General features: G+C 51.6%; 34 protein-coding genes. 2 read left to right on the top strand and 32 right to left on the bottom strand.

Annotation, left to right across the window (positions count from 1 at the left end):
* The 14 genes from IM313_RS20675 to IM313_RS20610 all read right to left on the bottom strand — a co-directional run bounded on the left by IM313_RS20675 (position 1) and on the right by IM313_RS20610 (position 12,219).
* Positions 1-3,282, bottom strand: coding sequence for a phage tail tape measure protein (locus IM313_RS20675; protein ID WP_193034352.1), 3,282 nt, complete (start codon positions 3,280-3,282; stop codon positions 1-3).
* A 34-nt stretch (positions 3,283-3,316) separates the two neighbouring features.
* Positions 3,317-3,580 (bottom strand): DUF4035 domain-containing protein, encoded by a 264-nt coding sequence (locus IM313_RS20670; RefSeq protein WP_000050396.1) that lies wholly within the window; start codon positions 3,578-3,580, stop codon positions 3,317-3,319.
* 23 nt (positions 3,581-3,603) lie between these two features.
* The gene (locus IM313_RS20665; protein WP_059290925.1) at positions 3,604-4,005 is read right to left on the bottom strand and encodes a phage tail assembly chaperone; all 402 of its coding nucleotides are present in this window, start codon (positions 4,003-4,005) and stop codon (positions 3,604-3,606) included.
* A 54-nt stretch (positions 4,006-4,059) separates the two neighbouring features.
* Positions 4,060-4,530, bottom strand: coding sequence for a phage tail tube protein (locus IM313_RS20660; RefSeq protein ID WP_193034351.1), 471 nt, complete (start codon positions 4,528-4,530; stop codon positions 4,060-4,062).
* 53 nt (positions 4,531-4,583) lie between these two features.
* Positions 4,584-4,931 carry a DUF3168 domain-containing protein gene (locus tag IM313_RS20655; RefSeq protein ID WP_046887301.1) on the bottom strand — a complete coding sequence of 116 codons (348 nt, stop codon included), beginning with the start codon at positions 4,929-4,931 and terminating at the stop codon, positions 4,584-4,586.
* Positions 4,928-5,377 carry an HK97-gp10 family putative phage morphogenesis protein gene (locus tag IM313_RS20650; protein ID WP_016063565.1) on the bottom strand — a complete coding sequence of 150 codons (450 nt, stop codon included), beginning with the start codon at positions 5,375-5,377 and terminating at the stop codon, positions 4,928-4,930. The genes IM313_RS20655 and IM313_RS20650 overlap by 4 nt, the downstream gene beginning before the upstream one ends.
* Entirely contained in the window at positions 5,374-5,712 is a 339-nt protein-coding gene (locus IM313_RS20645) for a phage head closure protein (RefSeq protein ID WP_100170059.1), read from the bottom strand. Before IM313_RS20645 ends, IM313_RS20650 begins: the two co-directional genes overlap by 4 nt.
* 9 nt (positions 5,713-5,721) lie before the next feature.
* Positions 5,722-6,048: a head-tail connector protein gene (locus tag IM313_RS20640; protein WP_046091696.1), complete on the bottom strand. Its 327-nt coding sequence runs from the start codon at positions 6,046-6,048 to the stop codon at positions 5,722-5,724.
* A gap of 42 nt (positions 6,049-6,090) precedes the next feature.
* The gene (locus tag IM313_RS20635) at positions 6,091-7,302 is read right to left on the bottom strand and encodes a phage major capsid protein (protein WP_045326826.1); all 1,212 of its coding nucleotides are present in this window, start codon (positions 7,300-7,302) and stop codon (positions 6,091-6,093) included.
* A gap of 9 nt (positions 7,303-7,311) precedes the next feature.
* Complete coding sequence (locus IM313_RS20630) at positions 7,312-8,160, bottom strand: head maturation protease, ClpP-related (protein ID WP_193034350.1); 849 nt, start codon at positions 8,158-8,160, stop codon at positions 7,312-7,314.
* 13 nt (positions 8,161-8,173) lie between these two features.
* The gene (locus IM313_RS20625) at positions 8,174-9,478 is read right to left on the bottom strand and encodes a phage portal protein (RefSeq protein WP_193034349.1); all 1,305 of its coding nucleotides are present in this window, start codon (positions 9,476-9,478) and stop codon (positions 8,174-8,176) included.
* On the bottom strand, positions 9,478-11,214 hold the full coding sequence (locus IM313_RS20620; protein ID WP_193034348.1) for a terminase large subunit: 1,737 nt from the start codon (positions 11,212-11,214) through the stop codon (positions 9,478-9,480). The genes IM313_RS20625 and IM313_RS20620 overlap by 1 nt, the downstream gene beginning before the upstream one ends.
* Positions 11,214-11,711 (bottom strand): phage terminase small subunit P27 family, encoded by a 498-nt coding sequence (locus IM313_RS20615; RefSeq protein ID WP_080327451.1) that lies wholly within the window; start codon positions 11,709-11,711, stop codon positions 11,214-11,216. The genes IM313_RS20620 and IM313_RS20615 overlap by 1 nt, the downstream gene beginning before the upstream one ends.
* A 157-nt stretch (positions 11,712-11,868) precedes the next feature.
* Positions 11,869-12,219, bottom strand: a complete 351-nt coding sequence (locus IM313_RS20610) for an HNH endonuclease (RefSeq protein WP_126349045.1) — start codon at positions 12,217-12,219, stop codon at positions 11,869-11,871.
* Between the two features lie 101 nt (positions 12,220-12,320).
* On the opposite strand from IM313_RS20610, the gene IM313_RS22635 reads away from it, so the two are divergent.
* Positions 12,321-12,500 (top strand): hypothetical protein, encoded by a 180-nt coding sequence (locus tag IM313_RS22635; protein WP_072031907.1) that lies wholly within the window; start codon positions 12,321-12,323, stop codon positions 12,498-12,500.
* Between the two features lie 31 nt (positions 12,501-12,531).
* Here the strand turns inward: IM313_RS22635 and IM313_RS20605 are convergent, their stop codons facing one another.
* From IM313_RS20605 to IM313_RS20525, 17 genes are all read right to left on the bottom strand, one after another.
* Positions 12,532-13,122 (bottom strand): hypothetical protein, encoded by a 591-nt coding sequence (locus tag IM313_RS20605; protein ID WP_126349046.1) that lies wholly within the window; start codon positions 13,120-13,122, stop codon positions 12,532-12,534.
* Complete coding sequence (locus tag IM313_RS20600) at positions 13,104-14,561, bottom strand: glycosyltransferase family 2 protein (RefSeq protein WP_126349047.1); 1,458 nt, start codon at positions 14,559-14,561, stop codon at positions 13,104-13,106. Before IM313_RS20600 ends, IM313_RS20605 begins: the two co-directional genes overlap by 19 nt.
* Before the next feature lie 1,481 nt (positions 14,562-16,042).
* The gene (locus IM313_RS20595) at positions 16,043-16,318 is read right to left on the bottom strand and encodes a hypothetical protein (RefSeq protein WP_045133827.1); all 276 of its coding nucleotides are present in this window, start codon (positions 16,316-16,318) and stop codon (positions 16,043-16,045) included.
* A gap of 7 nt (positions 16,319-16,325) precedes the next feature.
* On the bottom strand, positions 16,326-16,952 hold the full coding sequence (locus IM313_RS20590; protein WP_193034347.1) for a glycoside hydrolase family 19 protein: 627 nt from the start codon (positions 16,950-16,952) through the stop codon (positions 16,326-16,328).
* A complete protein-coding gene (locus IM313_RS20585; protein ID WP_022648766.1) occupies positions 16,952-17,233 on the bottom strand; it encodes a phage holin family protein in 282 nt (93 codons plus the stop codon). Before IM313_RS20585 ends, IM313_RS20590 begins: the two co-directional genes overlap by 1 nt.
* Complete coding sequence (locus IM313_RS20580; RefSeq protein WP_047362851.1) at positions 17,220-17,615, bottom strand: phage holin family protein; 396 nt, start codon at positions 17,613-17,615, stop codon at positions 17,220-17,222. Before IM313_RS20580 ends, IM313_RS20585 begins: the two co-directional genes overlap by 14 nt.
* A gap of 126 nt (positions 17,616-17,741) precedes the next feature.
* The gene (locus IM313_RS20575; protein ID WP_193034346.1) at positions 17,742-18,308 is read right to left on the bottom strand and encodes a hypothetical protein; all 567 of its coding nucleotides are present in this window, start codon (positions 18,306-18,308) and stop codon (positions 17,742-17,744) included.
* A 114-nt stretch (positions 18,309-18,422) separates the two neighbouring features.
* Positions 18,423-19,001: a DUF1133 family protein gene (locus IM313_RS20570; protein WP_193034345.1), complete on the bottom strand. Its 579-nt coding sequence runs from the start codon at positions 18,999-19,001 to the stop codon at positions 18,423-18,425.
* 13 nt (positions 19,002-19,014) lie between these two features.
* Positions 19,015-20,004, bottom strand: a complete 990-nt coding sequence (locus IM313_RS20565) for a DUF968 domain-containing protein (protein WP_193034344.1) — start codon at positions 20,002-20,004, stop codon at positions 19,015-19,017.
* Positions 20,001-20,390, bottom strand: coding sequence for a RusA family crossover junction endodeoxyribonuclease (locus tag IM313_RS20560; protein ID WP_193034343.1), 390 nt, complete (start codon positions 20,388-20,390; stop codon positions 20,001-20,003). Before IM313_RS20560 ends, IM313_RS20565 begins: the two co-directional genes overlap by 4 nt.
* On the bottom strand, positions 20,387-20,710 hold the full coding sequence (locus IM313_RS20555; protein ID WP_193034342.1) for a LexA family transcriptional regulator: 324 nt from the start codon (positions 20,708-20,710) through the stop codon (positions 20,387-20,389). The genes IM313_RS20560 and IM313_RS20555 overlap by 4 nt, the downstream gene beginning before the upstream one ends.
* Positions 20,707-21,366, bottom strand: a complete 660-nt coding sequence (locus IM313_RS20550) for an MT-A70 family methyltransferase (protein WP_193034341.1) — start codon at positions 21,364-21,366, stop codon at positions 20,707-20,709. The genes IM313_RS20555 and IM313_RS20550 overlap by 4 nt, the downstream gene beginning before the upstream one ends.
* Positions 21,366-21,860: a hypothetical protein gene (locus tag IM313_RS20545; RefSeq protein ID WP_193034340.1), complete on the bottom strand. Its 495-nt coding sequence runs from the start codon at positions 21,858-21,860 to the stop codon at positions 21,366-21,368. Before IM313_RS20545 ends, IM313_RS20550 begins: the two co-directional genes overlap by 1 nt.
* Positions 21,857-22,783: a conserved phage C-terminal domain-containing protein gene (locus IM313_RS20540; RefSeq protein ID WP_193034339.1), complete on the bottom strand. Its 927-nt coding sequence runs from the start codon at positions 22,781-22,783 to the stop codon at positions 21,857-21,859. Before IM313_RS20540 ends, IM313_RS20545 begins: the two co-directional genes overlap by 4 nt.
* Positions 22,740-22,952, bottom strand: coding sequence for a DUF4222 domain-containing protein (locus tag IM313_RS20535; protein ID WP_126349057.1), 213 nt, complete (start codon positions 22,950-22,952; stop codon positions 22,740-22,742). Before IM313_RS20535 ends, IM313_RS20540 begins: the two co-directional genes overlap by 44 nt.
* 240 nt (positions 22,953-23,192) lie before the next feature.
* A complete protein-coding gene (locus tag IM313_RS20530; protein WP_193034338.1) occupies positions 23,193-23,663 on the bottom strand; it encodes a YmfL family putative regulatory protein in 471 nt (156 codons plus the stop codon).
* A gap of 41 nt (positions 23,664-23,704) precedes the next feature.
* Positions 23,705-23,923, bottom strand: coding sequence for a Cro/CI family transcriptional regulator (locus IM313_RS20525; RefSeq protein WP_193034337.1), 219 nt, complete (start codon positions 23,921-23,923; stop codon positions 23,705-23,707).
* Positions 23,924-24,021: 98 nt separating this feature from the next.
* Here IM313_RS20525 and IM313_RS20520 point away from each other — a divergent pair, with 98 nt between their 5' ends.
* Entirely contained in the window at positions 24,022-24,741 is a 720-nt protein-coding gene (locus IM313_RS20520) for a LexA family transcriptional regulator (RefSeq protein WP_095451039.1), read from the top strand.
* Between the two features lie 396 nt (positions 24,742-25,137).
* On the opposite strand, the gene IM313_RS20515 is transcribed toward IM313_RS20520, so the two are convergent.
* Positions 25,138-25,944: a hypothetical protein gene (locus IM313_RS20515; RefSeq protein ID WP_193056104.1), complete on the bottom strand. Its 807-nt coding sequence runs from the start codon at positions 25,942-25,944 to the stop codon at positions 25,138-25,140.
* Between the last annotated feature and the right edge of the window lie 81 nt (positions 25,945-26,025).

Here is a 26,025-nt window from a genome sequence, read left to right as displayed (position 1 = left end):
TTATCGGGTTCCTTTCATTGCGTTCCAGATGTCGCCGCCGGGACGAATATCACGCATCACATTCTGCTTATATCGTCGATCAACAAATTCCCCGACTTCGGCACCAAATTGCTCAAGGCCTGGTGAGGTCTGAGTTTGAGTGTTGCCGTTGCCATCGATGGTGATATAAACCTGTGGCGCCGAAGATACAGACTGACCGCCACCACCTCCGACCGCACGAACGCCGAGAGAACCATCCGGCGCGCGGGTAAGCGGCATGATCGCCTCCGGCCCAGCCTCGCCCATGATTCCGGCCCCGCCTTTTGCGAAAGCGAACATGGTGGGGTTTCTGACGATCCCATTACTGAAAGCGCTCAGAGAGGGGGAGTCATAAACGCCGCCTTTGGCGTTAAACTGGAAGTTCGATCCGTAACTGGAAACCGCCGTACCGGTGCTGGCTGATGCTCCCGCCCCGCCCCCGAAGAAGCTGCCTACACTGCCGATGAGAGAGCCAAAGATGCCAGAACCGGAAGAGGCCCCACCCATCGCGCTAACCACCGCCATCTGCAGAGCCACTTTTTCGATAATCTGTAAAACAGAGATACCCCAGGATTTCCAGCTGACCTTATTGCCTTCGAGCATTGAGGTGACATTACTAAACGCGTTGTCGAGTGTGGTTTTCACCCCGTCAGAAACCGTGCCGGAAACATTGCTGATTTCATCAAACCAGTTTGCATAGCCGCGTGATACTCCGGACATCCAATCCGCTTCAGCTGCTGCAATAGCCTTGTATTTCTTATCCAGAGCATCGAGGGCTGCGGCGCGCTGCGCGATGGCCTCGGTACCGCCGTCCGTTTTAGCAAAAACACGGTCGATCTGTTGCGTCTCGTCGAAACGGCTACGCTGGCGATCGCTCATGCCTGCGGTTTCGGTTGTCAGCGTCGCCTCATCCCTGAACTTTCGGGCCGCTTCAGTTAAATCTTTCAGGGCATCAGCTTGTTCGCGCTGCTTGCGCACGTTCTCGTCGGCTTTTTGCGTCCATTTTGCCAGCTCTGCTGATGATGCCTGGATCGCCCTGCGCTGCTCGTCGGTCCATTTAGTGCCTGCCTGGTGCGATGCCGCGTAAAGCTCGGAGGCTTTTTCGCCTTCCGTCGCCCTGACGCGTTGCACGTCGATAGCCACACTCAGATCGGCCATTTTCCGGGAATACTGTTCGGCGGTGCTGGCCGCTTCGCGCTCGGCTTTACTCTGTGCTTTCGAGGCGGCGGTAGAGGTTTTTTTTGCCTCCGCAGCCGCTGCATCTTTTTTGGCTGCCTGATCCTTGTTGTAGATGTACTGGGTGTAAAGTGCTCCCGTCAGCTTCAGGTCTTCTGCTTCATACACGTGCTGCTGATGGAGTTTCTCTAAACCGCTTAGGCTGGCCAGCTCGTTATCTCGGCGCGAGCGCTCCAGTGCGGTTTGCTGTTGAGGCGTTGCGTTTGCCAGTGAAACGACGGGCCCGGCATATTGCGGCGGCTTGGCGCCAGCGGTCGCTGACATTGAGCGGTTAAGCAGGTCATACGCACCTTTCAGGATAGAGACGGCGCCAGCCTGTTCGATAGCCTTTTGCGTGGCCAGATCGCTGGCCTGGTTTACCAGCTTCTGCGTTTGCTCGACTTTTGAGGCTGCCTGTTCGCGCTGGTACTCCAGCTGGTTCAGCTTATCGGTCAGCTCGATATTTTTGGCCGTGATGTCGGCCTGGTCCATGAAAGTGTTAATCAGGGTCAGCGTCGGATGGCGGTTATAGTCCTGCTGGATTTGGTCAACCGCCTTAAGGCTATCTTTCACCTTCGCGATCTGAGAGTCGAGGTCGGCCAGGTCCTGTTTTTGCGCCTGTAAAGATGTACGGGCATCAGCCGCGGTCGAACGCAGGCCAAGCACCGACATCTGCTGGAGCTTGGTGTTGATCTCGTCGAGGTTGTTGGCAAAACCTACCGCCTCACGGTGCACCTGCTGGGTATGCTGATACAGGCCATACATCGCAGCGCCGGCACCGATAATCACTCCAGGCCAGCCACCGAGAATACCAAGAACGCCACTACCCAGGCGGGACATCACCGAGGCTGTATTGGTGAGGTTATTAACGGCCGAAGTCCTGCCAGCAAGCGCCGTATTCAGTGATGCCTGAGCAGCAGCAAGATTACGCTCAGCTACAATCTGAGCCTCAATACTCGTCGCCGCTGCACGCGCCTGTTGAGCGCGGTAAACAGCCTGGCGACCAGCAGCAACGCTAACCTGAGCTCCACGGACCTGAGCCTGCGCCAGCGCGACCTCGGCGGCCGTATTAGCGAGGACTGCCCGGGTTGACTGAGCAACGCTGCCGACCATGTTGCCAAAATAACGAGCGAGGCCAACACCAACCAGAAGACCGGCTGTATTTGCCACATCATCGATGTTATTCGCCAGACCATCCAGCACGCCAGAAAGCGTGGATGATGCGCCGACAGCATCATTCGCCCCGCCAACCCATGCGAGAAAGGCGTTTTGCACTTTCTGTGCAGATCCGCTGATGGATGCAGGAAGGGTGTCGAATTCTTTACGGAGGATCTCAACGTTGGTCAGCAGCGGGACGATCTTGTTGGTCGTCAGCTCGCCGTTGTTGGCCATATTTCGCAGGCCACCAACAGTGGTACCCAGCCCATCAGCCAGCAGTTTCGCCAGGCGGCCACCGTTCTCCATGATGGAGTTAAATTCTTCACCTCGCAAAACGCCTGAGCCAAGTGCCTGGCTAAGCTGGGTGATAACAGAACTTGCCTCTTCGGTACTGGCGCCAGACAGCTTCAGTGAGGTTGCTACGGTTTCCGTAACTTTTGCGACGTCAGCAGAAGCGTAACCGGCATCTCGCAGGGACTGCGCAATTCTGCTGTACAGGTTGCTGTTTGCCTCGAGGGATGTTCCGGTGCGCTGGCTAATCTCCATCAGCACGCGCTGGGATTGCACGTAATCCTCACTGGAAGAGGACGCAAGGCGAAGACGCCCATTCAACTGGTTCCACGTGTCGGCAAACTGAATCAGCTGATGCGTGGCAAATGCACCAGCCCACGCACCGGCAAGCCCGGCAGCAGAGGATCGCACGGTTGCAAGCTGAGAATTCAGGTCAGCCAAAGACCGCTGAGTTTCACGCGTGGCCGCTGCAGCTTTTTTCCCGCCCTGTTCCATAGTGCGGTAGTAATCGGTTCCCATGCGGGACGCTCTGGCGATCTCTGACTGGAAAGAAGAAGAGTTCGCCGAAATTTTGATGATTAGCTCGCGCAGCGTTGCCATATTTCACCCATAAAAAAGCCCGCAGCCGCGGGCATCAAAGACTGGACATCCATTCTTCAAGTTCAGAGACTTCAGCGCCTTCTTCCTGCTCACCCCATTTCAGCATCACGTCAGGAATGGTGAATTTCCCGCCCTGAGAGTTCAGCATTGCAACGGAGATCTGCGCCGCCTGAGCATCGGCGCGCCAGTCACCAATCGGACTGATGCGGTCGAACTCGATCCACATTTTGAGCTCGCTGGCGGTCATGGTCTGGCGCAGTTCGTGGAGAGTGCGCCCCAACCGGAGCGCCAGCGACATCAGGAAGAAGGTCAGCGGCTGCTTTACGGCTTTCCCGCTTCTTCTTGGCTCATGCCGAGGTTGAGGGCCTGAGCCAGCAGGCGGGAGTGCACAGGACCATAAATTTTAGATACCTGCTCCTGATCCTCATCGCTGAATACTCGCTCGCCGTTTTCATCAAGCAGAACGTCAATAAACAGAACCACATCAGCCTCTTTGTTACGCAGAAACTTTTCCGCCTCCGTCAGCGTCGGTGCCTCTTCGCCCTCGGCGAGCTGGGGATTAACGATCTCCCGGAATTTCACCCAGGCATCGCCAGAGGGTTCACGCAGCGTTACCTTTGCGCCATCCCATTCAGGGACCGTGATACCTTCTTTGGTGCGATAGGCTTTCGATGCTGTAAGCGCCACGTTGCGTAATGAATTCTGTGATGTTTTTTGCTGCATTTCATTTTTCTCTTGTTACATGATCGGAGGGATAAAAAAAGCGGCCGAAGCCGCTCAGGAACCAGACGCGTGGATGCGTTTAGGTTTGCCGCGTACACGCAGAGAATAGGTTGCGCCAACAACGGAAGAGGTTGCAGCAGACCATGAGCTCTGGCGTACCTCCACCAGTACGTAGAAACCGTTGCCAGACGGGAATACCACGCGCAGCGCGCGCAGTTCGTCATTTTCGTAAGCGGTCTGCAGTGCCTCCTGTGCTGCTTCATCGCCAACCCAGTTACGGGTAATGCTCATTTCAGCAGGCGCGGCAAGGCCATTGGTTTGCTCCTGTTCGGTTGAACAAAGCGTGGTGACGTCGATATCCCCTTTCTGGCCGCCGGTGAAGGTGATCTCCTTCGTTGCACAGGCCGCTTCCAGCCAGGTAATGCCAGCCCCCGGGAAAGTTGGTGAATTAAAATCATCAGCGGTTACGGGTGCGTCGGAGACGGCAAAGGTCATCCCCTTCGTGACTTCATACTTACTGGTCATGGTTTCTCCAGTTAAAAAAAGACCGCCGAAGCGGTCTGTTATGGTGGGTAAGGTTAAACGGTTACCTGAAATTCAAGTGTCGCCCGGTGATAGCGCAGATCAGGCTCATAGCCCGGCGTTTTCACAATGCTTTCCGGCTTCAGCACCTGCAGAGCATCAAGCGCCATATTCCTGATCGTGCGCGCTTCAGCGATGGTGCTGGAATAGACATCAACCTGCACAGAAACGGCAGATTCAGCCTGACCGCAAAGAACGTCTGCGGCCACGTCGGTAATAATTGAGAAAATTACCCAGGGCGGCGAGACTGAAGGCTTCCCGTCACTGCCGAGTGGGGCAACATAGGGATAGACCTGCCCTCCGGCCAGCGACTCAAGCAGAGGATAGAGATCGTCTTCCGTCATTTGCTTAATGCCTCGTCAATGGCCTGGTTCATGCGCCTGATCGCGACCTCCGTCGCCTGCTCCTGGCGTACATCGAACGCGGGACGAATGAAAGGGTGCGGCGGCATGTTAACGGTACCCATTTCGACGAATCGCCAGTAAAAGGCGTTTCTCGGGTTATTCGCCTTCATCGTGTTATCGCTGTTCCCGGTGCGCGGGTTAACACCACGAATGTGGACACCGGAAGAAATTTCCCCGCGGCGTCGGCTTTTTTGGGTCACCACCACCACGTTTTTTTTCAGTTTCCCGGTACGCACAGGAGCTCGGGCGATCACTTCTTCCTTAAGCACTTCGGCACCGGCTCGCGTGGCATCACGCAGAACCTTGTTGTTTTCAGCGCGGCTAAGCGCTTCCAGATCCTTTGCGATGTCATTCAGCCCGGAAAAATCAAGGCTCGTCTCAATCATTTTTCGGTACCCTGTTTGCAAAGAATTTCGAGCTGAATACCGCGAGAGTCAGGGATTGGCGGACCAATGATATTCAAAATGGCCCCCTTGAACGCGCCAGTCATAACCCTGAGTCTGGACGCAGCAGTTATATCGCTACGAAATCGTGTCCATACCCTGATAGTGGCGACTGCGGTTTCAGCACCAGCGGCTACCAACTCGCGCCCACTAATGCCCTTTACTTCTGCCCAGGTTTCTGCGCCGTCATGCCATGTTTCAACAGGCTGGCCAGAAGGATCTCTGGATGTTGTTATGTTCTGAACCAGCACCCTGTCTCTCAGTCTTCCGGCCTGCATAAAGTCCTCCTATACCCCGTAAATTCGGTATGGCTGCAGTAGAGCTTCTACGGCGAAAGGTACCGCTGATGTAATATTTCCGATGTTTACAGCCTCTCGGTTTGCATACCAGTGACCAATCAACAGTAGCATTGCCGCCTTAACATCATCATTCAGTAGAATCGGGTCCGGGTCGTCTGCGTAGCCAGGGGAGCTTTGATTTTCATAGAGCGTTCGCCTTGTCCATGTCTGGACGTAACGCGCCGCCGCACCTGTGTAAATCTCCAGCAGAGCATCATCACCCGTAAAGTCGGTATCAATGCGGCAATGCTGTTTCACCACATTCTGATCAAGCATTTGTTTGCCCCAAAAAAAGCGGCCCGAAGGCCGCAATATTTATCAGCTCCCCGCGCCGGTGCTGAATGAACCGTACACGAACGCCTCAGGGCGTTTCACAGCCAGCGCCAGACGTTCTTCGCAACGGATGGTGATCATGTTTTTCTCGAAGTCGTCGGCGTTCTCCGTGGAGATCACCACGTTCGCATCTTCGCGGTCGAAGATTTGCGCGCCAGCGTTGAATGCACCGGTCAGGAATTTACCCTGGAAGGCTGCCGCTTCCGTTGCAACAACCGGCAGACCCCACAGAGTAGGACCAGTCAGCGCTGCAGGGTTAGCCAGGATGTAACGGCCAAGACTGTCTTTTGTCAGCTCGATCCGCGCCCAATCAATGAAGTGAAGAACGTGACCGGATGCAGGGAAGCGCGCCAGCTGCGCCTGCAACATTGCCAGACGCAGATCATCAATCCCGCTCTGCTGTTCGACAGTGAACGCCGGATTAAAAGCGGATGCCTGAGGAACGATGCCATGCAGATGAACGCCGGTACCATCACCGAAAAGAATTTCCTGCTCTTCTGCATACTTCAGCCCGTAGCGCATTTCGGCATCAACGGTGGACTGCAACTGTGCGAAGTCATCCAGAATCTGCTTTGAGGCTTTGAACAAGTGGGCGATAGTGCTGACACCAGTGATTTTCGGCGTGAACTCAATTTCGCTGTATGGTTTCTGCGTATTTTCAGGAACCACTTTCGCGTTATTGGTAAAGCCTGTCTGCTGCACCCAGAAAATAGCTGAGGAGGATGTACGTCCTGGAGCAATCAGATCGCGAATGAACAGGCGCTGTTTCGGTGCCGTATCAATACCCGGCAGGCGCTGTGGCTCCACAACACCATCAGGCACATCCACCGAAGTCAGGGCGGCCTTAACCGGGATGCTGATGCGTTTACCGCCTTCCACGCTGGACGCAAAGGTTTTGAGGGCTTCAGCGGAAATCACCTGGTGGCCAACGGATTCGACAACCTGTTTCGCGTTTGCCAGCGGCATCTGGGCAACATGTTGCTCCAGTTCGCCCATAGCGGCCTTCAGCGTTTTTTCAGCTTCACGAAGCGCATTGAACTCAGAAGCCATTTTATCAACGGCAGCCTTTGTTTCTTCTGACAGCCTGCCTGACTTCTGCGCCTCTTTGAGTGCGTCTTCTGCTTTCGCGTTGAACTTGCCGGTTGCCTCTTCAATGCTGGCAGTGACTTTTTTCAGAATATCGTTTACTTCAGACATAAAGGGTCCTTATTTGACTAGCGCCGCCAGGGCGTTTTCAAGTGAATTGATGGTTTCAGGTTTGATGTCTTCGGCAGCGCCCGGCGTACCGTCGTTGGTGGTGACAGCGCCAGGCATGCCACCGGATAAGGCTTTAATGAGTTTTCTGCGCTCAGAGCGCGGGGTGTTGGTCTTGGCCAGCAATGCATCAAGTTTGCGAAGCGCGGCTGCAGGCGATTCGTCGCCGTCGCTGACCGCATCTGCAGAAAGCAAGCTGTCTGCCAGTCCCTTCGCCACAGCATCACTGCCACCGATATAGCTTTCCGCGTCCATCAGCTTCTGCACAGCGGCCATATCAAGGCCGGAGCGCGCCGCGTAGATGTCAGCCATAGCGGTATCGAAGGGTTCCAGTGACTGTGTCAGTTCTGCAAAATCATGACGGTTTCCCATCGCGTAGACCCAGCAGTTGTGGATCATCAGGAAGGCACCGCGGCCAATCTGAATATCATCCCCGGCCATCGCAATTATCGAGGCGGCGCTGGCGGCAATGCCCAGCACCTTCACCGTTACTCGGCCTTCGTATTCGCGGAGCAGGTTATAAATAGCCAGACCTTCGAACATGTCCCCGCCAGGTGAGTTGATATTCACCGTGACGTCGGTGCCGTTCATCGCCCGAAGCGCACCGGCAATACGTTTAGCTGTTACCCCTTCGCCCCAGTAGTCCTGCCCGATAACATCAAAAACAGAAATGCTGTTATCGTCGGTGGCAGCCGCTTTGATCCCGCCGTCCCAGCGGTCCAGTGCGGACGGTAATGTTTCACAGGTAACGCGCGCGCAGGGGCGACCCGCCGGTGCTACCGGAAGTTGTTTTTTGCTCATCAGGAAAGTGCTCCTAAGCGGCCTGTTTCAGCGGAGATTGTTCAAAGGAAATATCGGGGAATACTTGGTTATGCAGCTCTCGCAGGGCCAGTGCCTGAACAGCAGGGTTGCTGCTTTCGAGGTTTTTCAGTTGCGTCAGGTTGAGCTGAACGGTGTAAATATCGCCACCTTCAATTGGCGGCATGTTCTCAAGACGACGAACGTCATTACGGGACATCCAGCCATTTTGAAGCGCGCTGGTATAGTATGCCGCGCGACCTGCACTATCGGCTCGCAGTAGACCTTCAACAGAGAATTCTGCAAACACTTCGTCATCGCTGTCGAGTAAGCACCGGCCAATTTCCTGCTCAATATTCACCAGCAGCGGTCGAAGTGTATGAGTCAGAAACTGCAGGTTCATACCTTCCAGGCTTGATGCCCAGCTGCTTTGTTTCGTGGTATGACCGACCATGAAAGGAGGCACGCGAAACCAGCGACAAATTTCCTCAATACTGAAAGAACGGCTTTCCAGCATCTGGGCATCTTCAGGGTTCATGGTGACGCCCTGATACTTTAACCCGCCTTCAAGTACCATTATCTTTCCGGCATTTTTAGAGCCGGTAAATGCAGCCATGTAGCTGCGAAGCCTTTCACGTTGTTCATCACTGAGAGCATTTTCAGCGGAGAGAAAACCTGAACTCTGAAGCCCCTGTTCAAATATCTTTGCCGCAGATTCTTCAACAGCCATCGCGGCACCGATCACATCCCGGCCCGTTTTCATCGGCATCATGCCGCAAACGCCATCCAGACCGAATCCGCGAATGTGCATGATGTTTTTGACGGGAATGACGCGCTCGTTACCGTTTTCAGTGTATTTGTATTCCAGCGCTCCGGTAGTAAGACGTTTAACCACCATGTTCTGCGGCAGCAAAGGCACCAGCGAAACCAGGCGATTCGCGATGAATTTCTTCTCAATGAAGGCGTTCCCGCGCAGGCAAATACTGGCTACCACCATCAACATAAAGCGTGATGGAGTCATTTCTGAATTGGGACGACGACACAGTACAGAATAAGCCGGGTGGTCGGTTGCCGCTTTACGCGAACCGTCAGGCTGTCTAACGTATATTTTCAGCGGAAGGGTTGAAATAGACTCGCTTAACAGCCTTACGCATGCCCATACAGCCGATAGCTGGATGGCTTTATCGGCCGTGACCACCTTTCCGCTGCTGCTGGTGCCAAACCATTCCTCCCAGAACGTGCCGGTAGTCAGGCTGATAGGCACACCAAGCCAGTTAAGCAGAGCGCTTTTCACCCTGCCTGGCTGTTTGTTTTTTTTCATCAGAAACCTACCATGATGGGATTATTGAAGAATCCGGAGAGATCCTGCTGGTCGTTGCCACCGTTAACCAGAACGCGGCTCATTGCTGTGAACAATGCCGCCGGGCCATCAATCTTGGCCTCTGGTGTGGACTTGTTCGGGAAAATGTTCTCGTTCCGGTCAGGTTTGACGGTTACGTTGGACATCATCCAGTTCATTACCGGGTGATCGCTGTGATGGAAGCGGCCACCGTATACCAGTGCTTCGACCTCTTTCATCGCCTCAGAGAAATTGCGAACCGTCTGAGGTACTTCCACCAGTGGCAGCCCTTCTTCTGCCAGCGCAAGGCTGAACTGCGTCGCACTCCAAGGATCGAAGCCAATTTCTTTCAGACTCTCGCCAGCAACCCACACCTGCAGCTCTTCCTTAATCTGAGCATGGTCGATTACATCCCCGTCGGTAAGGATCAGCTTGTCCATCTCGGCCCACTTACGATAGAGCTCTGCCATCTGGCGTGAACATTTCTCAAGGCGCCCTTCCGGAAGCCAGAATTTAAAATCCGCATGAACGTGGCCACCTGGCGCGCGCCAGACTTTAGCGGCTGCACAGATATCAATTTTGTTTGAAAGGTCAACGCCCACCCAGGAGGGATAGGTTTTAAGTTCGTGCTGCGGGGCGATAAACTCGCATTTTTCCCATTTCATCATGTCCATCCAGGCAGACTCAGCGGTAACCCAGATATTCATGTGTTTGGTGAAAAAGTTAATCCTAGCCGAAACCTGCTCTTTCGCCTTTTTAGCCAGGCGGCGCAGGTCATCCCAGCGCTTACAGATACCCAGCCCCGGATTCGCCTTCTGCCAGACTTTTTCATCAAAGGGATCGTCACCTTCATCTAAGGTGTAGATGATTGCAAAAAACGTATCGTCTTTTACCAGTCCACGCAGCACCTTGATGGCGTAATCACGCAGTTCGTAGCAGATACCCTCTTTGTTGAAGCCCGCTGTGGTAATGCCGAAAAGCAACGACTGCAGGCGCGCGCCGGTTGCCGTCTCCAGAACGTCCCATACATCACGGGTTTTATGCGCATGCAGCTCGTCGACTATGGCGCAGTGGATGTTCAGGCCGTCGAGGTTGTTCGCATCTGATGATAATGGCTCGAATTTGGAGGCCGTCTGCTCCTGGTAGATGGCGAGTTTGTTGAATTCGAAGAGCCGCCCAAGAGTGGCTTTCGCCTTCTTGACCATATTCTTCGCATCTTCAAAAACAATTCTCGCCTGGTCACGGGTGGTAGCGGCGGAATAAACCTCCGCACCGCCCTCGCCGTCTGCCCCAGCCATATACAGCCCAACGCCAGAGCAAAGAGTTGATTTGGCATTTTTACGGGCCACCTCAACATCTGCAGTACGGAAGCGCCGAACCATCACCGGCCGACCGCTGCCGTCGTTACGCAGGACGGTTTCTCCCGTTTCTTCGTTAACCAGCGGGATAACAAAACCAAAAATATTAATCAGGATGAAAACATGCCAGTCCATCAGCTCAATAGGCTGGCCTGCCAGCGCGCCCTTTACGTGAGGCACAAACTTATAGAAATTCAGGATGTGCTGCGCGCGGGGCTCACTAAAAAAAATTCCGCGCTCTTCGCCGTGTGCCAGATCGTCAAGAAAACGCTGACAGGCAAGACGCACAAACTCACAGGCAATAATTTCCCCCGCCACCACCCTCTCGGCGTAGCGGATGCCTTCTGCAACCTTAGCCATTAATCCCTCGCTTTCATAAACTCGGCCAGCGGATCAACCGCATCAGGACCTTTTGCATTCACTTTAGAGCGGCTGGCTGGCGTCATGCCGAACTCACCGAGCATGGCGCGCAGACGTTTCCAGGCATCAGCTTTCATAATGGCGGCCGGGTGAGCCTTGATCATGCGAATCTCTCGCTCTTTGCCTTCGTCTGGCTCTTCGTCGCTATAAACGGCGTAGGTGTAGCCTTCTCTCTCCAGCGTATCGCAGTGATGCCGGTACTCGGTGTAAACCTCAACCAGAAGCTCAAGCGCTCTCGCGTCCAGCTGCGACATGACGCCAAGCGCATCGAGCTCTTCAGCCATACGCCTGAACCAGTATTTCCCCTGCTTGTCGAAATGCTTCGGCGTTGGGGGTACCCCTGGAGTTGGCTTTGGTTCGTTTTCATTAATCGGGCGTTTTGATGGGTTACCCCTCACCAAACGTAGATGGGTCGGGGTTTTCGGTGGTCCAGACATAATCGAAAACTCCTATTAATCATCGAGTGGGGGACCCCATAAAAAAGTTTTCTAACCTGCGGCGATGTGAAAAGAGGTTAGGCGGCGGTCCTTTGGCGCGTCATTCCTGAACTTTCAACCCGCCCTCCCCCTTGGTAGATTCAAATGAGAACCCTTGTCATTTAAATCTTTCAACCGCTGTCTTCGCCCTGTGGCAGGGCTTGCAGAGGCTTTCGAGGTTGGACAGGTCATCGGTACCCCCATTTGCTTTGGCGGTGATGTGGTCTATCGTCTCAGCGGGTGTATACCTTCCATTTCGCAGGCATTCCTGACAAAGGTGCTTATCCCTGTCGAGAACGATTGGGCGCAGCCTGTCCCACTTGCTGCCATAACCTCTCTGATGTCTGCTCTGTCCTCGCTGATGCTGCTGCCAGCCTTCATTAAGGTGTTTGGGACAAAAACCTGAGCGGTCGGTGGTTGTGCCAGGGCAGCCACGCTTGCGGCATGCCCTTGGTATTTGTGATGGCATTAACACTCCTTAAAAATTGAGTCATCGCCACGTTGAAAACGGTGAATCTTCCTGCAAAGTGTATTTGCCACACTTTTGTGGCTTATATCGTGGAGGTATTTATGGGTTTGAAACCTGGCCAGTCTAGTGGACGCGATGGCGGCGTATATCGTGAACGCGGTCCGCGTGGCGGCCAAACCGATAACTACACAACCATTCCTGATAACCATACTGCACCACCAACTTCTAAACCTGGTGCAACATGGGTACCAGTTAAACGGACTCCAGACAGCAAAAGATAAAACTAATTAAACCGGCCAATTGGCCGGTTTTTCAGGCTATTCGCCACGCTCGGCGGCGTTCTATTCGTTGCGCTGAATCAGGGTGACGCTCAACAGGCACACCATCAGCATGATCCACCAGCGAGTAACACGGATAAACTACTGCGCCGCCATAAGCATCACCAACGGCATAATCAGCAGGCTTGCTGCTGTCCCATCGAGAAAGGACTCGTTCAATATGCTGAGGGGGTACGCTATAACAAACGCCGTGTATCAGCCGCGGCAGTGTGATGTAGTCAGCCTGAGTCTTATCCGCAACAATCAGCCGTTCAGCTATCTGCATTTGATACTGAGGTGGGCGGCCAGTTCCCAAGTAAAAACTCACCAGGGATTCCGGAAAACTATTAAGCCATTCGCCAACCCGTTCAGTAAAATCTGAAACAGGCAGCGCATCGTCTTCCAGCACCACTACCCGGCAAGATTGCTCAGCAGCCCATTCGATAGCGCGACGATGATTCCAGTTCGCGCCGTGGTGACCGTCATCAATAAACAGCTTAGCTTCCAGCAGCGCGGCAAGACGTTGCGCATGACCTATGCGAGAGTGATGGCCAACCACAACATACTTCACTTGTGTTTCCACCATGCGGCCTCCTTACCGATCCCATCAGTTTTGAAAACGGTGTGCACATGAGGTCCCGTAATCACCTTTCCTGCGAATGAATGAGCGATAATACCGAACGCCAGCATGTCACCCACCGCAGCGCCAGACTGCTCCTTCTTCCAGAAGCGATAACTCTCGATCCGGTAGTAAAGACGGATGATGCCGTGAGCGAACGCCATTACATCAGCGCGGCTGCCACCCAGCAGACCAGCGTTAAGCATCACATTATTGCGGTGCGCTTCAATGAACTCCTGATAGATACGCTCAGGATGATTCTGCTTTGCCCACGTGTCGGCGTAGGTCTTCGGTTCAGAACCGACGTAAACATTCCCAGCCTGCATTTCATCCCATGGCGCGCGAAGCATTTCGACATCGGTACCATCGGTACACCAGACGAACCGGTATTCAGGATGATCGCGCAGGTGCTGCCAGATATGCAGCCAGCGCCGGAAGTAGACATTCATCTTCACGTCAGGAACGCGATACACCTCAACGTCTGCCGGTGCCGTCTGAAGTTCATCCACCAGCGCGATACGGCCACAGTTCCGAAGCGAGGAAGCCCACCTGGTCAGCATGTCAGGTGCGGCCGCCATTTTCATACCGCGCTGTGGGTCTGGCTGGCTGGTAAGCAACGTTGTGATTACCACGTCGCGCTGAGATCTATATTCGGCATAGCCTGTATATCCTGAATCCCGGCGCTGCCCGTAAATCACAGCGTTCTTTTTATCGAGCGCTTCACGTTCTGGCCTCGGAATGCTGCGCGCGCCTTCTTCGTACTCGTCCATTGAGTGAATCAGCTTTTCAGAGCCAACTACATCAGCGAACGCCCACGACGTTAAACCAGCGTTGTGAATGCGAAGCGCCAGATCAGGATGCTCATACATGCCCCGGCCATACACCTCATCGAACCCGCCAACCTTCTCAATGGCGCTGCGGTGGTAGTAAAGCATCACGCCGCGCTGCCCGGTGTAGGCAACATGCTTATCATCACGGTACAGTTCCGCCATGTCGTTCAGCTTATTGCGCCCTGCCAGATCCAGAAACTGGTAAGCGAGGTGCGGTTCAGGTGATTCGATGTAAGGGAGGTGCCAGTTGTCAACGATAGGCCAGGCGTCATCATCCCATAAAAACAGATGCTCGCACCCGGCATCCATCAGGGCTGACAAGCTGGCGTTCTTCGAAGCAACAATACCGAGTGATGTTTCATGGCGAAGCAGATGCACGCCGTGGGGAACTACAGATGCAGGTTTCGAACCATCATCCACAACCACCACCAGCGCACCAGCTGGCAGGTGCTTCATGTGCTGTTCGATAGCTCTTTTCAGAACGTCGGCGCGCTGGTGTGTCGTTATTGCAATGCCAATCTGCGATGCAATTTCGCAGGCAGGTGCGTACGGGACACCATCAATAGTGACCTGCATTTGATTTTCCTTTTAGGCGTGAGCCTGTCGCACGGCAAAGCCGCCGAAAGTTAACGGTTTGCCCAAGCTCACAGCTGAAAGACTTTCTTCGATGTGCGCGTGCGATGCGCATTAAAAAGCCCCGCAGGTGCGAGGCCGATTTATACCGTGTAGGGGATAATGGTTGCCTTATCCGCTTGTGGGGATAACCATTATCAAGCCCACCAGCAGGTGGGCTTTGTAATGGCTGCCACTACCCGGAGTGGCCACGCTCATGCCCTTGAGTTGCTGTCGCTTCATCGCCGCTTATAACCGGTGCGCGTATGGCGTTCGTGCTGCTTTACCGGAGCATGTTCCCTTATTTACCCTCACATCGGTCTGCTATACCTGCTCGCCATTACGCGACTCGGGGCAGCATCATGACTGCTGCATTGCCTTTAGGCTGCGGTCAACCCGTTTTACTGCTTCATTGTCTCTAGTCACCAATTCACTGTATATATCTAAGGAAATTCTTAATTCCCCACGCTTACGCTTGTTATTATCTGCCTGGCTGCCAGGCTACACATGACTCTGATGCGGAGAATGCCAACTCCGGGGAACATCAATAAAAAAGAGCAACGAAACTGAGACTTCTATAGCCCTCCCTGAGAGGGCTTTTTTTCCAAAAAAAAGCCAGCTCGGACAGAACTGGCTGGGTCTTGCAGTAAGTAGGTATTACTTCACACTCAGTTCGATGTTTAACCTATTCCTTTAGTCAAGCATTCAGATGCCGGGTGCCTCCCGGTGGATTTGCTTAACCCTGCAAACCCGCAACGTTACGTCCAGCAGTGACTGGTTGCCCCTCCGCTCAGGGGGATTCATCTGTATGGCATAGATATCGAATCACTCGTGCCATTTAAATGTAGCTGACAGATAAAATAAAGTTGTGAGCTTTGTTTAGTTTCTTCGCTAATCATTCATTCCGCATACCCATTGGCATTAGAAAAGAGCACGCTTTAGTCCTTTTGAGTTATTTATTTAATGCTCATTTATATTTTTAAGAAATGGACTACATTTACATTCTCCTTGTAATGATGACTTCTTTGGTCTCCCTTCCGAATTGCAGGATTTAATATCGGAAGGGACTTTTTTCCTTTCCCGCCTTGATAAATACTCATTGTTTTCTAAACTCTTACACAGGCTTTGCTATGTCAGGTGAAGTCGTCGTTCAGGACTACCCGTGTGCTCAAGGATGAGCCACCCTTATTTGTTCAAGCTTCTCCCTGCAAATTAATCATCTGACTCAAAAAATTGTCCATTCGTATAATGGAATCCTCATTATTTGCTAAGGTTTAAGTCCAGAGGAGAGACTGTGTCCGAACCTCAGGGATGAGGCTCAATTTTTCTCGCAATTTGCTTCCCACGCTTTGTTATGCGCAAGGATGTCCCTCTTTGTCTGGCGGTCCATAACGTCAATGTCGTGATCAGTAAGGTAGATTGGTTTTACCCAGTCACAGGCTGTATCAACCACCACCGGGACGCTTCCACGTGTCACGCAGCTCGCGATCAACATCGTCATCAGGCATGCGGTTAACAGTCTGCTGTACATTGCTGGCCTCTTTCGTTGCTTCTACCCGGCGTTCGGCTACTGCTTCAGTTGCTGCGGCCTTTTCTTCGGTGCGCTGCTGGTCAGCTTTTGCTTCCGCTTTGCTGGTACCGCGTGAGTGACCAATACCAAAGGCACCTGCGATAGCCGCCATTATCAGGGCAGCGATACCGACGATTGTTTCTAATCCCATATCAACCTCACACCAGTACCGTTTTGGCCTGACCGAAGCGAGCGCGACGATCTTCCAGTCCGTTCGTTCCGCCGTTGATAATCTTCGTCACCTGCATCAGGTCGCCGGAGTACTTCAAGCATCCCTTAGTGGCGAAGAACCACGCCGCGCTTCTGGCTGCATAAATGGGCTCTGCTAATAGCTCAGGCTGTTGAACCAAATCTACCTTCAGGGCATTTCCGCAGTCACGATAGTTATCCAGGAACGTGATGCCGATGAGTCCACGCCCTCGGTATTTCCATCCATCACCAGGCGCATTGTTACCGTAGCGTTTACTGTAGACCAGGTTTGCAATGGCACGCTGGCGCTCAATCGGTAATGCTCGTTCTTCAGGTCGACGGCCAAGCGTATTAGCTTGGTCTTGTGTGATGCGTCCTGCTCGAATGAAGCTTGCCAACCCCACTACGCTGTAGTTGAAGTTTTCCTGTAGTCGGGTGAAACCTAACGACTCATGTCCTGCCTGAGCAATGAACATGGCCTGGTCTACCGGCTTGGTGATGCCGAACTCTTTCATTGCATCACTGACTGGCTGAAACCATCGCGCAGCTAACTCGGCGCTTAGCCCAGCCGCCTTTTGAAATTGTGATTGGTTCATTAGTGCCTCAGTGCGTCAACCAGGCGCGCCACGTTTCCCCGAGCCCAGAGCACGGCGGCGCATATCAGGACGTTCACCAGCACCACGAACCAGTGCGATTCATGGTACAGGCCGAACAGGTAACGGAAAGGGACGCTGGCGTATACCAGCACCGTGAAATAAGCCATCAGCGATATCAGAGGGCGATGTCTCGCCCCGCCGCGCTGGTAGAACATCAGTGCAATAACGATAACAGCAGATATAATTGCGTTTGCCATCGCACTCGGATCACTTGTTACCATTGCTGGCCCCTCCACCACGTAAACGTGAGAGAATTCCAAACAGGCTACCCAAATCCTGACTGTTGACGAACGTCAGCAGCTTAATAGCAATAGCGGCTACGATTACCGCGCCCAGCGCATCAAGTGGCCTGTCGCTATACCCCGTCCATTTGGAGAAGTAAGAGCCAAGCAGTGGCGCGCCGATAACGCCGAAGATGAATGAGGTGATGAAGTAGCCTACCAGCTTAAGGCGGCTGATATTAACCGCCGTAGCGACGTAGAACACCGCACCAGCGAATGCGCCAAACACCACACCGTAATCTATGCCGGTTGCCAGACCGAAGATGCTGGCCCCCATCAAACCACCAGCAACTACCGTAGTGCCAGAAACAGGATCGGACATTGAGCCCCCTCTTATTGCCGTGAGTCCTCTCAGAACGAGGGGAAACAAAAAAGCCACCCTTGGTGGGTGGCCTGTGATTTAAAAAGCGGCTCTTAGCCAATTTTATTTTTATTACTTTTCAAACATTCAAATTTTAACTTTTTTCGCCATACCTGATGGTATTGAAACACGTGTTGATTTTGCTTCAGGCCAGAAAATTCTGAACTCATCCTGCCAGGAATCAAGAGAGGATTTTAAAAAGTGGTTTCGGTTGTGGCCATCAGTGTACTCACATGCTCGCATAACACTTTCAATGCCCAACTGCCTATCAAGGTAGCGCTTTAAATGTTCAACATTGCTTATCTCAACACATGCGCGCTTACCAAGCCTTCTTGCAATTTCAGCGCTTTTTGAGTTGGCAAGGCACAGCACTAATCCGTCTTCTTTGTTTCTATGGAACATCATTGTTCCAGGATAAAAGACGCCATCAAAGAATGAATCAGTAATTACCGCAGTTGCGCCACCTTCAACTTGTATGAGACCACCAAGCGATTTTATGTCATGCGTAGATGTATCAATTAAATTCTCGTCTGGGGTCATAACACCATCTCTTTCGTCAGAAAGATAAGTGCTGGCCTGAAACAGAGGAACAACCCCGCCTCTGATCCAAGGGAAAACCCATTCCGGTTTAGTCAGATAAAGATATTTCTTCATAGCATCCCCTTTTTTTAAGGGATGATATCTGAAAAATTAAAAACCCGCACTGATGGCGGGCTTATGTTTTGTTCTGTTGCTCAGTACGCTTTACTGTCCCGAGCCTAACACAATTTAAGCACTTTCTTGCTCACTCTGCAACTTAAATCTGTCGCTATTTGTGCCAAACGCATCACATAATGGAGCGTACAGGATCGATTCTGCCAAACTTACCCATGTGTCGATTCGGCGGCGGCATGTGATAAGTGTCCAGTCAGGGTGTTTTGCATTCAGCTCGTTGGCCATCTGCAGTTTGCTCTTACGCAGCCGGTGACGGTCAACGATTACGCCATACAACCCACGGTATTCATCATTCATCAGGACCGAAGCAATAACACCATCCACCTTCAGACCCTCTTCATCCGAGCAGAACGCCAGGCCGCTTTTGTTTTTGCTGTCGAGGATTTCGCGCAGGTATGCTTCCAGCTCAGGTTTAGTGATGCCGGATTTCTTCATGCGGCGAAGCGCATCGTTGATTGCGGTCTTAGTGATTTTCCCCGATGCCAGCAGCTGGTTGAACATGTTGCCGCAGGAACCACCACCGATGTATGACCAGCGGCCCCACATGCGGAGCTTACCCTGTACCCAGATGCTTTCGAGAGTGCGAAGGCGAACCATCTCGCCGGATTTGCCAACTTCTGAAGGATTGATCATCTTGCGTCTCCACTTACGCCAATACGCCGATTTGCAGCGCACGATCTAAAAACCGAAATAACAGCACCAACTGGTCGCCGTATTTCGCTTCAAATGCCACAGGATCAGCGTGCAACTCGTCGTGATGCGCTCTGCACAGCGGTATCACAAACAGGTCATGCGCTTTGGTTCCCATTCCACCCTGCCCGTGGCCTATCAGGTGGTGGGGGTCGTCTGCCGGGTTATTGCAGCAACTGCACTGCTGCGACTTCACCCAGCGGGTGTACTTATCGTTCTCCCAGCGGCGGCGCTTTGGCCTCAGCATGAAAGATTCAGGTGATTCAGGATCGACCTTCACCGAGACTATCTTCTTAACTTTCTCCTGGAGGATTTCAGTCGCCTGTAATGACGGCACAATGTCGCTTTCCCGCATCACTGAACTGTGCGATTCAGGCTTAATCCTGAGCGCCTGGTTAGCCACTGATTCAGGAATAAGGTCAGCAAGATCGTTACGTACCATCCACCAGCAGAACTCCGGCAGCGTCAGGGTATGGTCTGCGCCAAAGCCCAGCATAATATTCACCCTTTCGAGCAGCCATTTTACCAGGTTCTGCATGGCAATTCCTGCCAGTCTTTCAGTAGTTTGTTCACGCAACTGGTTATCACAGCCCCAGCAAAGGCGAATGCTTCCGGGCGCGTGACGCATCAACGTAAAGTCCTTCGAATGCCAGTCATTATGGGGCCACTGACATTCGAATTTACGCTCCAGCCAGGCATCAAGGCTACTAAGTCCACCAGCGCGCTGAATTACCCGCTCGTTCTGAAAAAGCGCCTGCATACTAACATCATCTGTCAGTGGCTGGTGTGCTTCGGGGATCAGTCCAGAAGGCAAGTGCTGGACTGCTTCGGAAGGCGTTTCAATCACCACACGGCCACGACGGAACAGCCACAGCAATTCATTACCTGGGCGGAACAGCACCACCCCGGACATTGGCGCAACTTCAGGTGTCAGTATGGCTCTCACCTAATTACCTCCATTGCAGTTTGATGCTTGGTTATAGATATTTCTACCCTTCCTCCATGCACTTTCGGTCCCCACTCCACCAGCATTCTCTGCACTTGGCTGTCATCCTCCCAGATGCCAGCGTGAGTAAGCGCGTCAAACAAAGCCTTGTTGTAATTGTCAATGTCGCGGCGGCGTGCATCTGGCGGAAAGAGAAGGATTTCCACCGCAGCTGGTGACGATGATGGTTTTGGAAGGCAACGCAACTGTTCCATAATCGCCGCACATGCAGCACTCTGATATGCCCTGCCTTTCTCGCTGATAAGATGGCGGCCTTTTAACGGCCCCTTGTTAGGGGATCGCCAGTACGTGTTTACGCTCGGCGGGAACGGGAGCACTAGTTTCATAAAGTCACTCCCTGTTTTTTCAGCCATTCAATCGCGTTATCTCTGGCCTGTTCTCCACCAGAAAGCAGGTCTTTTATTATTGTTACAGGATCAGTATCCCCTTCCGTTTTGACGACGGTGATCCCCCTGGCAGCGCCAGGAGCAATCGAGATGTAACCCTTTTTGTTGAGTGACTTTACGTGCTCAGCTGCAGCGTTCGGTGATGCGCAGCCAATTAACCCGGCAAGCTCCAGCATAGTCGGCGGGAATCCAGTTCTTTCCTTGTAGAGCACTATGGCATCCAGCACTTCACTCTGACGCGACGTTAACTCTGCTCTCATGCTGCATGCTCCTCCGGTTTTCCCACTAGAACGGCCACTGCCGGAATAAGCTCAACAGCCGGTGATTCTGACTGATTCCCCCAATGGTCCCAGCCATGAGCACCGCAACGGCTGAAGAGTTCAATGCGCGGAACGTCACCGTAGAGTTTTTCCAGACGGAAACGCGCCTCTGCGGGCTTTTGGCTGTGATCACCAAGTGGGCTGTAAATCACCTGCTTGATGCTGGCGCACTGGCGTTCGAGTCCATACCCCCTGGTGGCGATCAGCATGTCTTCGGTATTGGCTCGGGTGTAGTTGCCGCCGTTCATGCGGGTCTGCTCGTTAAGCAGGTCGAGGAAGTCGTAAAAATCCTCTACTCCACCAGCCTGAAGCGCTTTGTTGATATGCTGCTCTGCCAGAGAGTTGAACTTCACCCATGTGAAGCCCTTCATCGTTCGGACCTTAAAGCCCCAGGCTTCAGCCAGCTCAATGGCTTCACGGGTGTGCGTCCCGGTTAACCACATCGCCAGAACAGCATCATCTGCAGCAAGCTCCCACACAGGAAGGCGCTTCATGTCGATCAGCTTCATCTTGCCGTAATGATTTGTAGCAGCGCCATTGCTGACGGTGTTGCCATATTCCCAGGCTGGGTCAGCGTAAATCAGTGAGTATTTCATCAGACGTTCCTCGCCCTGCCAGCCAAACACCAGCCATCACCGGTGGTTTTAACCCTCGGCACCATACTCAGGCAGCGCTTACGCTCCTTGAGAATTTTGGCTCGCAAAGTTTCGTTCTTTGATCGAGTGAATGCTTCCATCAGAACGGTAGCAGCACGCTGATAAAGTCCCTTGTCAGATAACTCTTTAGCCTTTGCCATCATCGCAATGACTGCCGGGTTTGGTGCGGCTTCCTGCTTTGGCTCAGGAATTACTTCTGCTCTCTCAACCGGCATACGTGGGGTGATAGGCCCAATAGGACCTTCCGGCGCTTTAGCGTAGTAACGAAAGTTGTGACGTTCGCCTTTGCGCTCAGCACGATTAAGCATGACAAGGCGACATACAGCACGCTGAACACTGTGCAAGGCATACTCCGGGAGTGCTGCAGCGATCTCTTTGTTCGTCAGTCCAGGGTTGTTGGCCACGAACAGCTGAATTGTTTTGAGAAAGCTCATGAGTTTATCCCCCTGAAACCCGCTGGTGTCTTGCTGTAATCAGTGGTTTTGAAGCTGGTTTTAAACACATCATCTTCGCGAACCCATTTCCCGTTAACTCGTGCTGGTCTCCCGGCATTTGCCCAGCTGTTCGCGGACTTCAGGTAGCCAGGGAACTTGGTAGGCTGGAAAAGCGTCTGTGGACGGAGGTATGCGGACATCGTTAGATCTTCGCTCCACTTGGCGTTGCAGTAGTCAACGACGAGTGAGAGCTCTTCGACGGTGAATCCTTCCCCAATTCTGGCTCTGATGTTTTGCAGGGAGTTTTTTGATACCTGGTATTTGGAGTTAGTCACCCGGTTCAGGTGAACCAAAACCTGTTTAGCCTGATCGGTGATCAACACATCACCGTCTGGTTGCGCCGCAACCGGACAAATAGGGTTTTTAATATCTGTAGTATTCTCTGTTGTATTCTCTGTAAGAACATCAGTCCATTTTGACCTGATGAGAGCGGTTCGTTTTGAACCGATGGAACGTTCCACTTTGACCTCTTCCATCGGTTCATTTTGACCTGATGGAATAGTGCATTTTGAACTCTTCGATTTGGTCACTTTGACCTCATCTAAAAGCTCACTTTCGTAGTTGATCGTGTAGTAGTTCGTCATGTCGCGCTGAGACTTGTTCAACTGTTCAACTTTGAGCACGCCGAGGTTCTTCAGGCGGGTGAATGTGCGCTTCAGCGTAGACTCAGACCAGAACGGGAACTGCTCCAGCCATTGCTCGTTGGTGTTGTAAATCCAGCGCACGCCGTCACGCTCCAGTCCGGAGGTGGTTTCTTTAAGCCAGTAGTTAACCTGCTGCAACGCAATGGCCTCGTTCAGGCCAATGCTGTACGCAAGGTCAGGATTTATCACTATTGGCCGGGATGGCATCAACAGGCTCATGGTCGTCCTTTAACTCTGTAAATTTACGCTGGAATTGCTCAAGAGGGCTGAAGCACTCATGATCGTACCCTTCGCGAAGGTATATAACGCGTCGAGTCTGTGGCTCCCATCTGATGACACGGACCGGGACCCCGTAGTGGTCTTTGAATCGCCGGTTAACTTCAGCCATTCCTCACGCCCCTTCTCGTTCATCTGAGCAAAAGCCTCTACCATCGCGTTATCAGGCTGGTAGTTGTTCGCACCAGCCTGGTCGTTTAATCTCTCCACATAGCCGAACGGGGAATCTTTTCCCACCAGTGGAAGGCATCTGAATTGCTTCGCTGGTCTCAATCGGTTTAAACTGTTCATGCGTTAGTTTCTCCACTGAATACGACACGCCAAGACGCCCGGAGCTGCACACTCGCGGGCGTCACTTTTTTTGGCTTTGCTTACGGCTAAACAGCGCGACAATCGCGCGGATTTCTTCTTCACGCGCAGCCAGGTGACGGCGGTGATGTTCGTGAATCTCTTCAGCTTCATGTGGTTCAATCACTCCGTCTTCCAGAGCCTTCTGGATAATCTGATCAACCTGTCCGCGTGCTGCTGCAGTTCTCATGGCACGGGTAAAAAGGTCTACGCGATCGAGGTCTTCCATCTGGGGAACGTCCACCAGCAAAGCGCCGCGTCGTTGAGCGAAGTAATCAGCCAGGAGAGATGTGTTTGAAATGTCTTCCATTGCTTCCAGCTCGTTCACTTCGAAGAAGCGACAGCCGTTCTTCTCGTACAGGTTGTTATTGAACTGCGTTAGTGACATGCCAAGAGCACCGGCCATAGCCTCACGGCCACCCGAGTACGCTTTACACATCGCTTTAACTACTTCTTTCAGGCTTGGTTCTACCATGTTGTTTTTCCTTTGGTAGTTACGTGATGCTGATTGCTGGGTTACGGTGTTACGGCAACGTCAGGATCAGCAGGTTTGTTTTTGTTAGGGAATGGTCGGACTTCCTCGGCTTCAATTTTCCCGTCTTCGTTTATCAGGATATTTACCCGGCGATTACGCTTGATGGCTTTACTTATGGCGCTTTGGTATACCCCAAGAGCCTCAGCGGTTTTAGCCTGCCCGTTTTCCAAAACATATTCAGAGAGCGGAATAATCTTCATTGGTTTTCCTCGTGGTTTACATATAAAGAGTATCACTGTTAGTGATAAACAAGTCAACACTAGCGGTGATTGGTGATTATGCCGTGCGGTGATAAATTATGAGAATGAAAAAGAAACCATTGACCGCCGAACAAATCGCCGACGCCAACAGGCTAAAAGCTATCTTTGAGTCCAAGAAAAAAGCGCTTGGGCTCTCACAGGAGACTTTGGCTGAGCAAATGGGTATGGGACAAAGTGGTATCGCTCAGTTACTGAATGGCACAAATGCTATCAACGCTACTCATGCCGCACAGTTCGCTAAAATTCTCGGAGTAAAAGTCGATGATTTCAGTCCATCCCTTGCAGCTGAGATATCAGCTATGTTTGAGGCGATTGCGAACGGAAGGAATCATTCCTCTGTATATGAGTACCCGCTGTTAACCGAAGTGCAGGCGGGCTCATTTTGCCCTGTTAATTCATACACAGAACGCGACGCGAAGGAATGGGTTTCAACCACTGTTAAAGCCAGTGATTCTGCCTTTTGGCTTGAGGTATCAGGCCATTCAATGACTGCGCCTCCTGGAGTAAAGCCAAGCTTTCCTGAGGGAATGCTTATACTCATAGATCCAGAACAGGACGTTGAGCCTGGTGATTTCTGTGTTGCTGGTATATTCAACGATTCAGAGGTTACTTTTAAAAAATTTGTTCGTGAAGACGGTAAACCCTGGCTCGAACCTCTCAATCCAAGCCCTCGCTATCAGGCCATTGAATGTAATGAGAATTGCAGGATAATTGGCAAGGTCGTCAAGGCCCAATGGCCTGAAACCATCTTCAAATAAGGAGCCAATCGGCTCCTTATTTTTTCATCTTTTTTCACCTTACGAATCATAAAGTTAACATTACTCGTGATATTTTTATCACTACAGGTGTTGACCATCTAATTACTATTGGTGATACTCGTTATGCGCCGGGGTGATGATGTTTAAGACCATCGCTAGGTTAGCAGAACGGCATATAGCACAAGTGCCGCAGCGATCCGGGGATTCCTTGCAAGACAGTTCCAGCTTGTAGCCGGACTGATCAAGCCAAGCGCGTACGAAAGCTAGAAGCCTTTCAACAGCGTGGCGATAAGTGTTGCCTTGTAAGAGACAAGTATAATTTCAGGTATTAAAAAAGCACCCATTGGATGCTTAGCTCTTTAAAAATCTCACTGTAAAACTGTTACACATTAGCTATTACATGCTGTATGAGACCTGGGAAGGTGGAATAGTCGAGTAATTAATTTTACCTTCTTTCTGCAATCGCAGATGAGTGTATTTGTAAATACAAATTGAACCATCAAAAAGAGAAAGTGCAATTGTTTTATCGGATATAGTAGAAATATATCTGAATTTTTCCCCTTGTTTTTGCTCACAATCTACTTTAGATGAAATAATGAACGTATCAATTCCTTTCAAAATAAACCCAGCTTGATCATCTGCATAAGCGTAAGTTAAACCAGGAATAGCTAAAAAGAAACAAAAAATAACACTTCGATGTTTTTTCATCTCAGGTAAAAAGGTTTTAACCCTTGATAAAACCGAGCCTAGAATAGCAGATATAAAACCTATCAAACCTTTGGTGAAGCCAGAATCGTCATTTAGCATAATATCTAAATTAAAATAAGGGTAAATTGATTGGAGAATGAAGAATATGATGAATACAAATAATATCGTCAAGATAACCTTAATTAGTATTGTAGCAGGCATATTTATATCATACCTGTAAGCAAGAACATCGATTGCTGGGAATACATGGTCAACAACCAATTCCCAGACTCGCAAAAACAGGAACGTAATAATTATTAACAACAACGGCAAAGCCATTGTATATATAATTAATGGCATCAAGTCATTTATGGTTGCAAAATGCATGATGTTTACATTGAATTTACTCCAAAAAAACCAAGAGTAAATTATGGAATTTAATACTCCATATGCAATCAGTGATGCCCACAATGTTATTCTTACTTTACCATTTACATAGTTGACTGCATTTTCCATAAATACGATCCCTGCTTGTCGTGTAATGAAACAAACTTAGCCCCTGATGAAACTTAAGCGCAAAATAACAAATCTTAATAC

The sequence above is a fragment of the Enterobacter cloacae complex sp. P2B genome, assembly GCF_014895985.1.
GTDB classification, from domain to species: domain Bacteria; phylum Pseudomonadota; class Gammaproteobacteria; order Enterobacterales; family Enterobacteriaceae; genus Enterobacter; species Enterobacter bugandensis.
Note: the sequence above shows the minus strand (reverse complement) of the source record. Positions and strands in the feature narration are given on the sequence as shown.

Excerpts from the sequence above, each read along its gene's own strand:
- IM313_RS20660 (WP_193034351.1), bottom strand. The coding sequence starts at position 4,530 with ATGACCAGTAAGTATGAAGTCACGAAGGGGATGACCTTTGCCGTCTCC.
- IM313_RS20560 (WP_193034343.1), bottom strand. The coding sequence starts at position 20,390 with ATGAAACTAGTGCTCCCGTTCCCGCCGAGCGTAAACACGTACTGGCGA.
- IM313_RS20540 (WP_193034339.1), bottom strand. The coding sequence starts at position 22,783 with ATGAGCCTGTTGATGCCATCCCGGCCAATAGTGATAAATCCTGACCTT.
- IM313_RS20550 (WP_193034341.1), bottom strand. The coding sequence starts at position 21,366 with ATGAAATACTCACTGATTTACGCTGACCCAGCCTGGGAATATGGCAAC.
- IM313_RS20630 (WP_193034350.1), bottom strand. The coding sequence starts at position 8,160 with ATGAGCAAAAAACAACTTCCGGTAGCACCGGCGGGTCGCCCCTGCGCG.
- IM313_RS20520 (WP_095451039.1), top strand. The coding sequence starts at position 24,022 with ATGAGAATGAAAAAGAAACCATTGACCGCCGAACAAATCGCCGACGCC.
- IM313_RS20530 (WP_193034338.1), bottom strand. The coding sequence starts at position 23,663 with ATGGTAGAACCAAGCCTGAAAGAAGTAGTTAAAGCGATGTGTAAAGCG.
- IM313_RS20555 (WP_193034342.1), bottom strand. The coding sequence starts at position 20,710 with ATGAGAGCAGAGTTAACGTCGCGTCAGAGTGAAGTGCTGGATGCCATA.
- IM313_RS20600 (WP_126349047.1), bottom strand. The coding sequence starts at position 14,561 with ATGCAGGTCACTATTGATGGTGTCCCGTACGCACCTGCCTGCGAAATT.
- IM313_RS20665 (WP_059290925.1), bottom strand. The coding sequence starts at position 4,005 with ATGCAGCAAAAAACATCACAGAATTCATTACGCAACGTGGCGCTTACA.
- IM313_RS20585 (WP_022648766.1), bottom strand. The coding sequence starts at position 17,233 with ATGGTAACAAGTGATCCGAGTGCGATGGCAAACGCAATTATATCTGCT.
- IM313_RS20655 (WP_046887301.1), bottom strand. The coding sequence starts at position 4,931 with ATGACGGAAGACGATCTCTATCCTCTGCTTGAGTCGCTGGCCGGAGGG.
- IM313_RS20675 (WP_193034352.1), bottom strand. The coding sequence starts at position 3,282 with ATGGCAACGCTGCGCGAGCTAATCATCAAAATTTCGGCGAACTCTTCT.
- IM313_RS20635 (WP_045326826.1), bottom strand. The coding sequence starts at position 7,302 with ATGTCTGAAGTAAACGATATTCTGAAAAAAGTCACTGCCAGCATTGAA.
- IM313_RS20525 (WP_193034337.1), bottom strand. The coding sequence starts at position 23,923 with ATGAAGATTATTCCGCTCTCTGAATATGTTTTGGAAAACGGGCAGGCT.
- IM313_RS20625 (WP_193034349.1), bottom strand. The coding sequence starts at position 9,478 with ATGAAAAAAAACAAACAGCCAGGCAGGGTGAAAAGCGCTCTGCTTAAC.
- IM313_RS20580 (WP_047362851.1), bottom strand. The coding sequence starts at position 17,615 with ATGTCCGATCCTGTTTCTGGCACTACGGTAGTTGCTGGTGGTTTGATG.
- IM313_RS20570 (WP_193034345.1), bottom strand. The coding sequence starts at position 19,001 with ATGATCAATCCTTCAGAAGTTGGCAAATCCGGCGAGATGGTTCGCCTT.
- IM313_RS20515 (WP_193056104.1), bottom strand. The coding sequence starts at position 25,944 with ATGGAAAATGCAGTCAACTATGTAAATGGTAAAGTAAGAATAACATTG.
- IM313_RS20545 (WP_193034340.1), bottom strand. The coding sequence starts at position 21,860 with ATGAGCTTTCTCAAAACAATTCAGCTGTTCGTGGCCAACAACCCTGGA.
- IM313_RS20605 (WP_126349046.1), bottom strand. The coding sequence starts at position 13,122 with ATGGTGGAAACACAAGTGAAGTATGTTGTGGTTGGCCATCACTCTCGC.
- IM313_RS22635 (WP_072031907.1), top strand. The coding sequence starts at position 12,321 with ATGGGTTTGAAACCTGGCCAGTCTAGTGGACGCGATGGCGGCGTATAT.
- IM313_RS20535 (WP_126349057.1), bottom strand. The coding sequence starts at position 22,952 with ATGGCTGAAGTTAACCGGCGATTCAAAGACCACTACGGGGTCCCGGTC.
- IM313_RS20610 (WP_126349045.1), bottom strand. The coding sequence starts at position 12,219 with ATGCCATCACAAATACCAAGGGCATGCCGCAAGCGTGGCTGCCCTGGC.
- IM313_RS20670 (WP_000050396.1), bottom strand. The coding sequence starts at position 3,580 with ATGTCGCTGGCGCTCCGGTTGGGGCGCACTCTCCACGAACTGCGCCAG.
- IM313_RS20650 (WP_016063565.1), bottom strand. The coding sequence starts at position 5,377 with ATGATTGAGACGAGCCTTGATTTTTCCGGGCTGAATGACATCGCAAAG.
- IM313_RS20615 (WP_080327451.1), bottom strand. The coding sequence starts at position 11,711 with ATGTCTGGACCACCGAAAACCCCGACCCATCTACGTTTGGTGAGGGGT.
- IM313_RS20645 (WP_100170059.1), bottom strand. The coding sequence starts at position 5,712 with ATGCAGGCCGGAAGACTGAGAGACAGGGTGCTGGTTCAGAACATAACA.
- IM313_RS20620 (WP_193034348.1), bottom strand. The coding sequence starts at position 11,214 with ATGGCTAAGGTTGCAGAAGGCATCCGCTACGCCGAGAGGGTGGTGGCG.
- IM313_RS20640 (WP_046091696.1), bottom strand. The coding sequence starts at position 6,048 with ATGCTTGATCAGAATGTGGTGAAACAGCATTGCCGCATTGATACCGAC.
- IM313_RS20575 (WP_193034346.1), bottom strand. The coding sequence starts at position 18,308 with ATGAAGAAATATCTTTATCTGACTAAACCGGAATGGGTTTTCCCTTGG.
- IM313_RS20590 (WP_193034347.1), bottom strand. The coding sequence starts at position 16,952 with ATGAACCAATCACAATTTCAAAAGGCGGCTGGGCTAAGCGCCGAGTTA.
- IM313_RS20595 (WP_045133827.1), bottom strand. The coding sequence starts at position 16,318 with ATGGGATTAGAAACAATCGTCGGTATCGCTGCCCTGATAATGGCGGCT.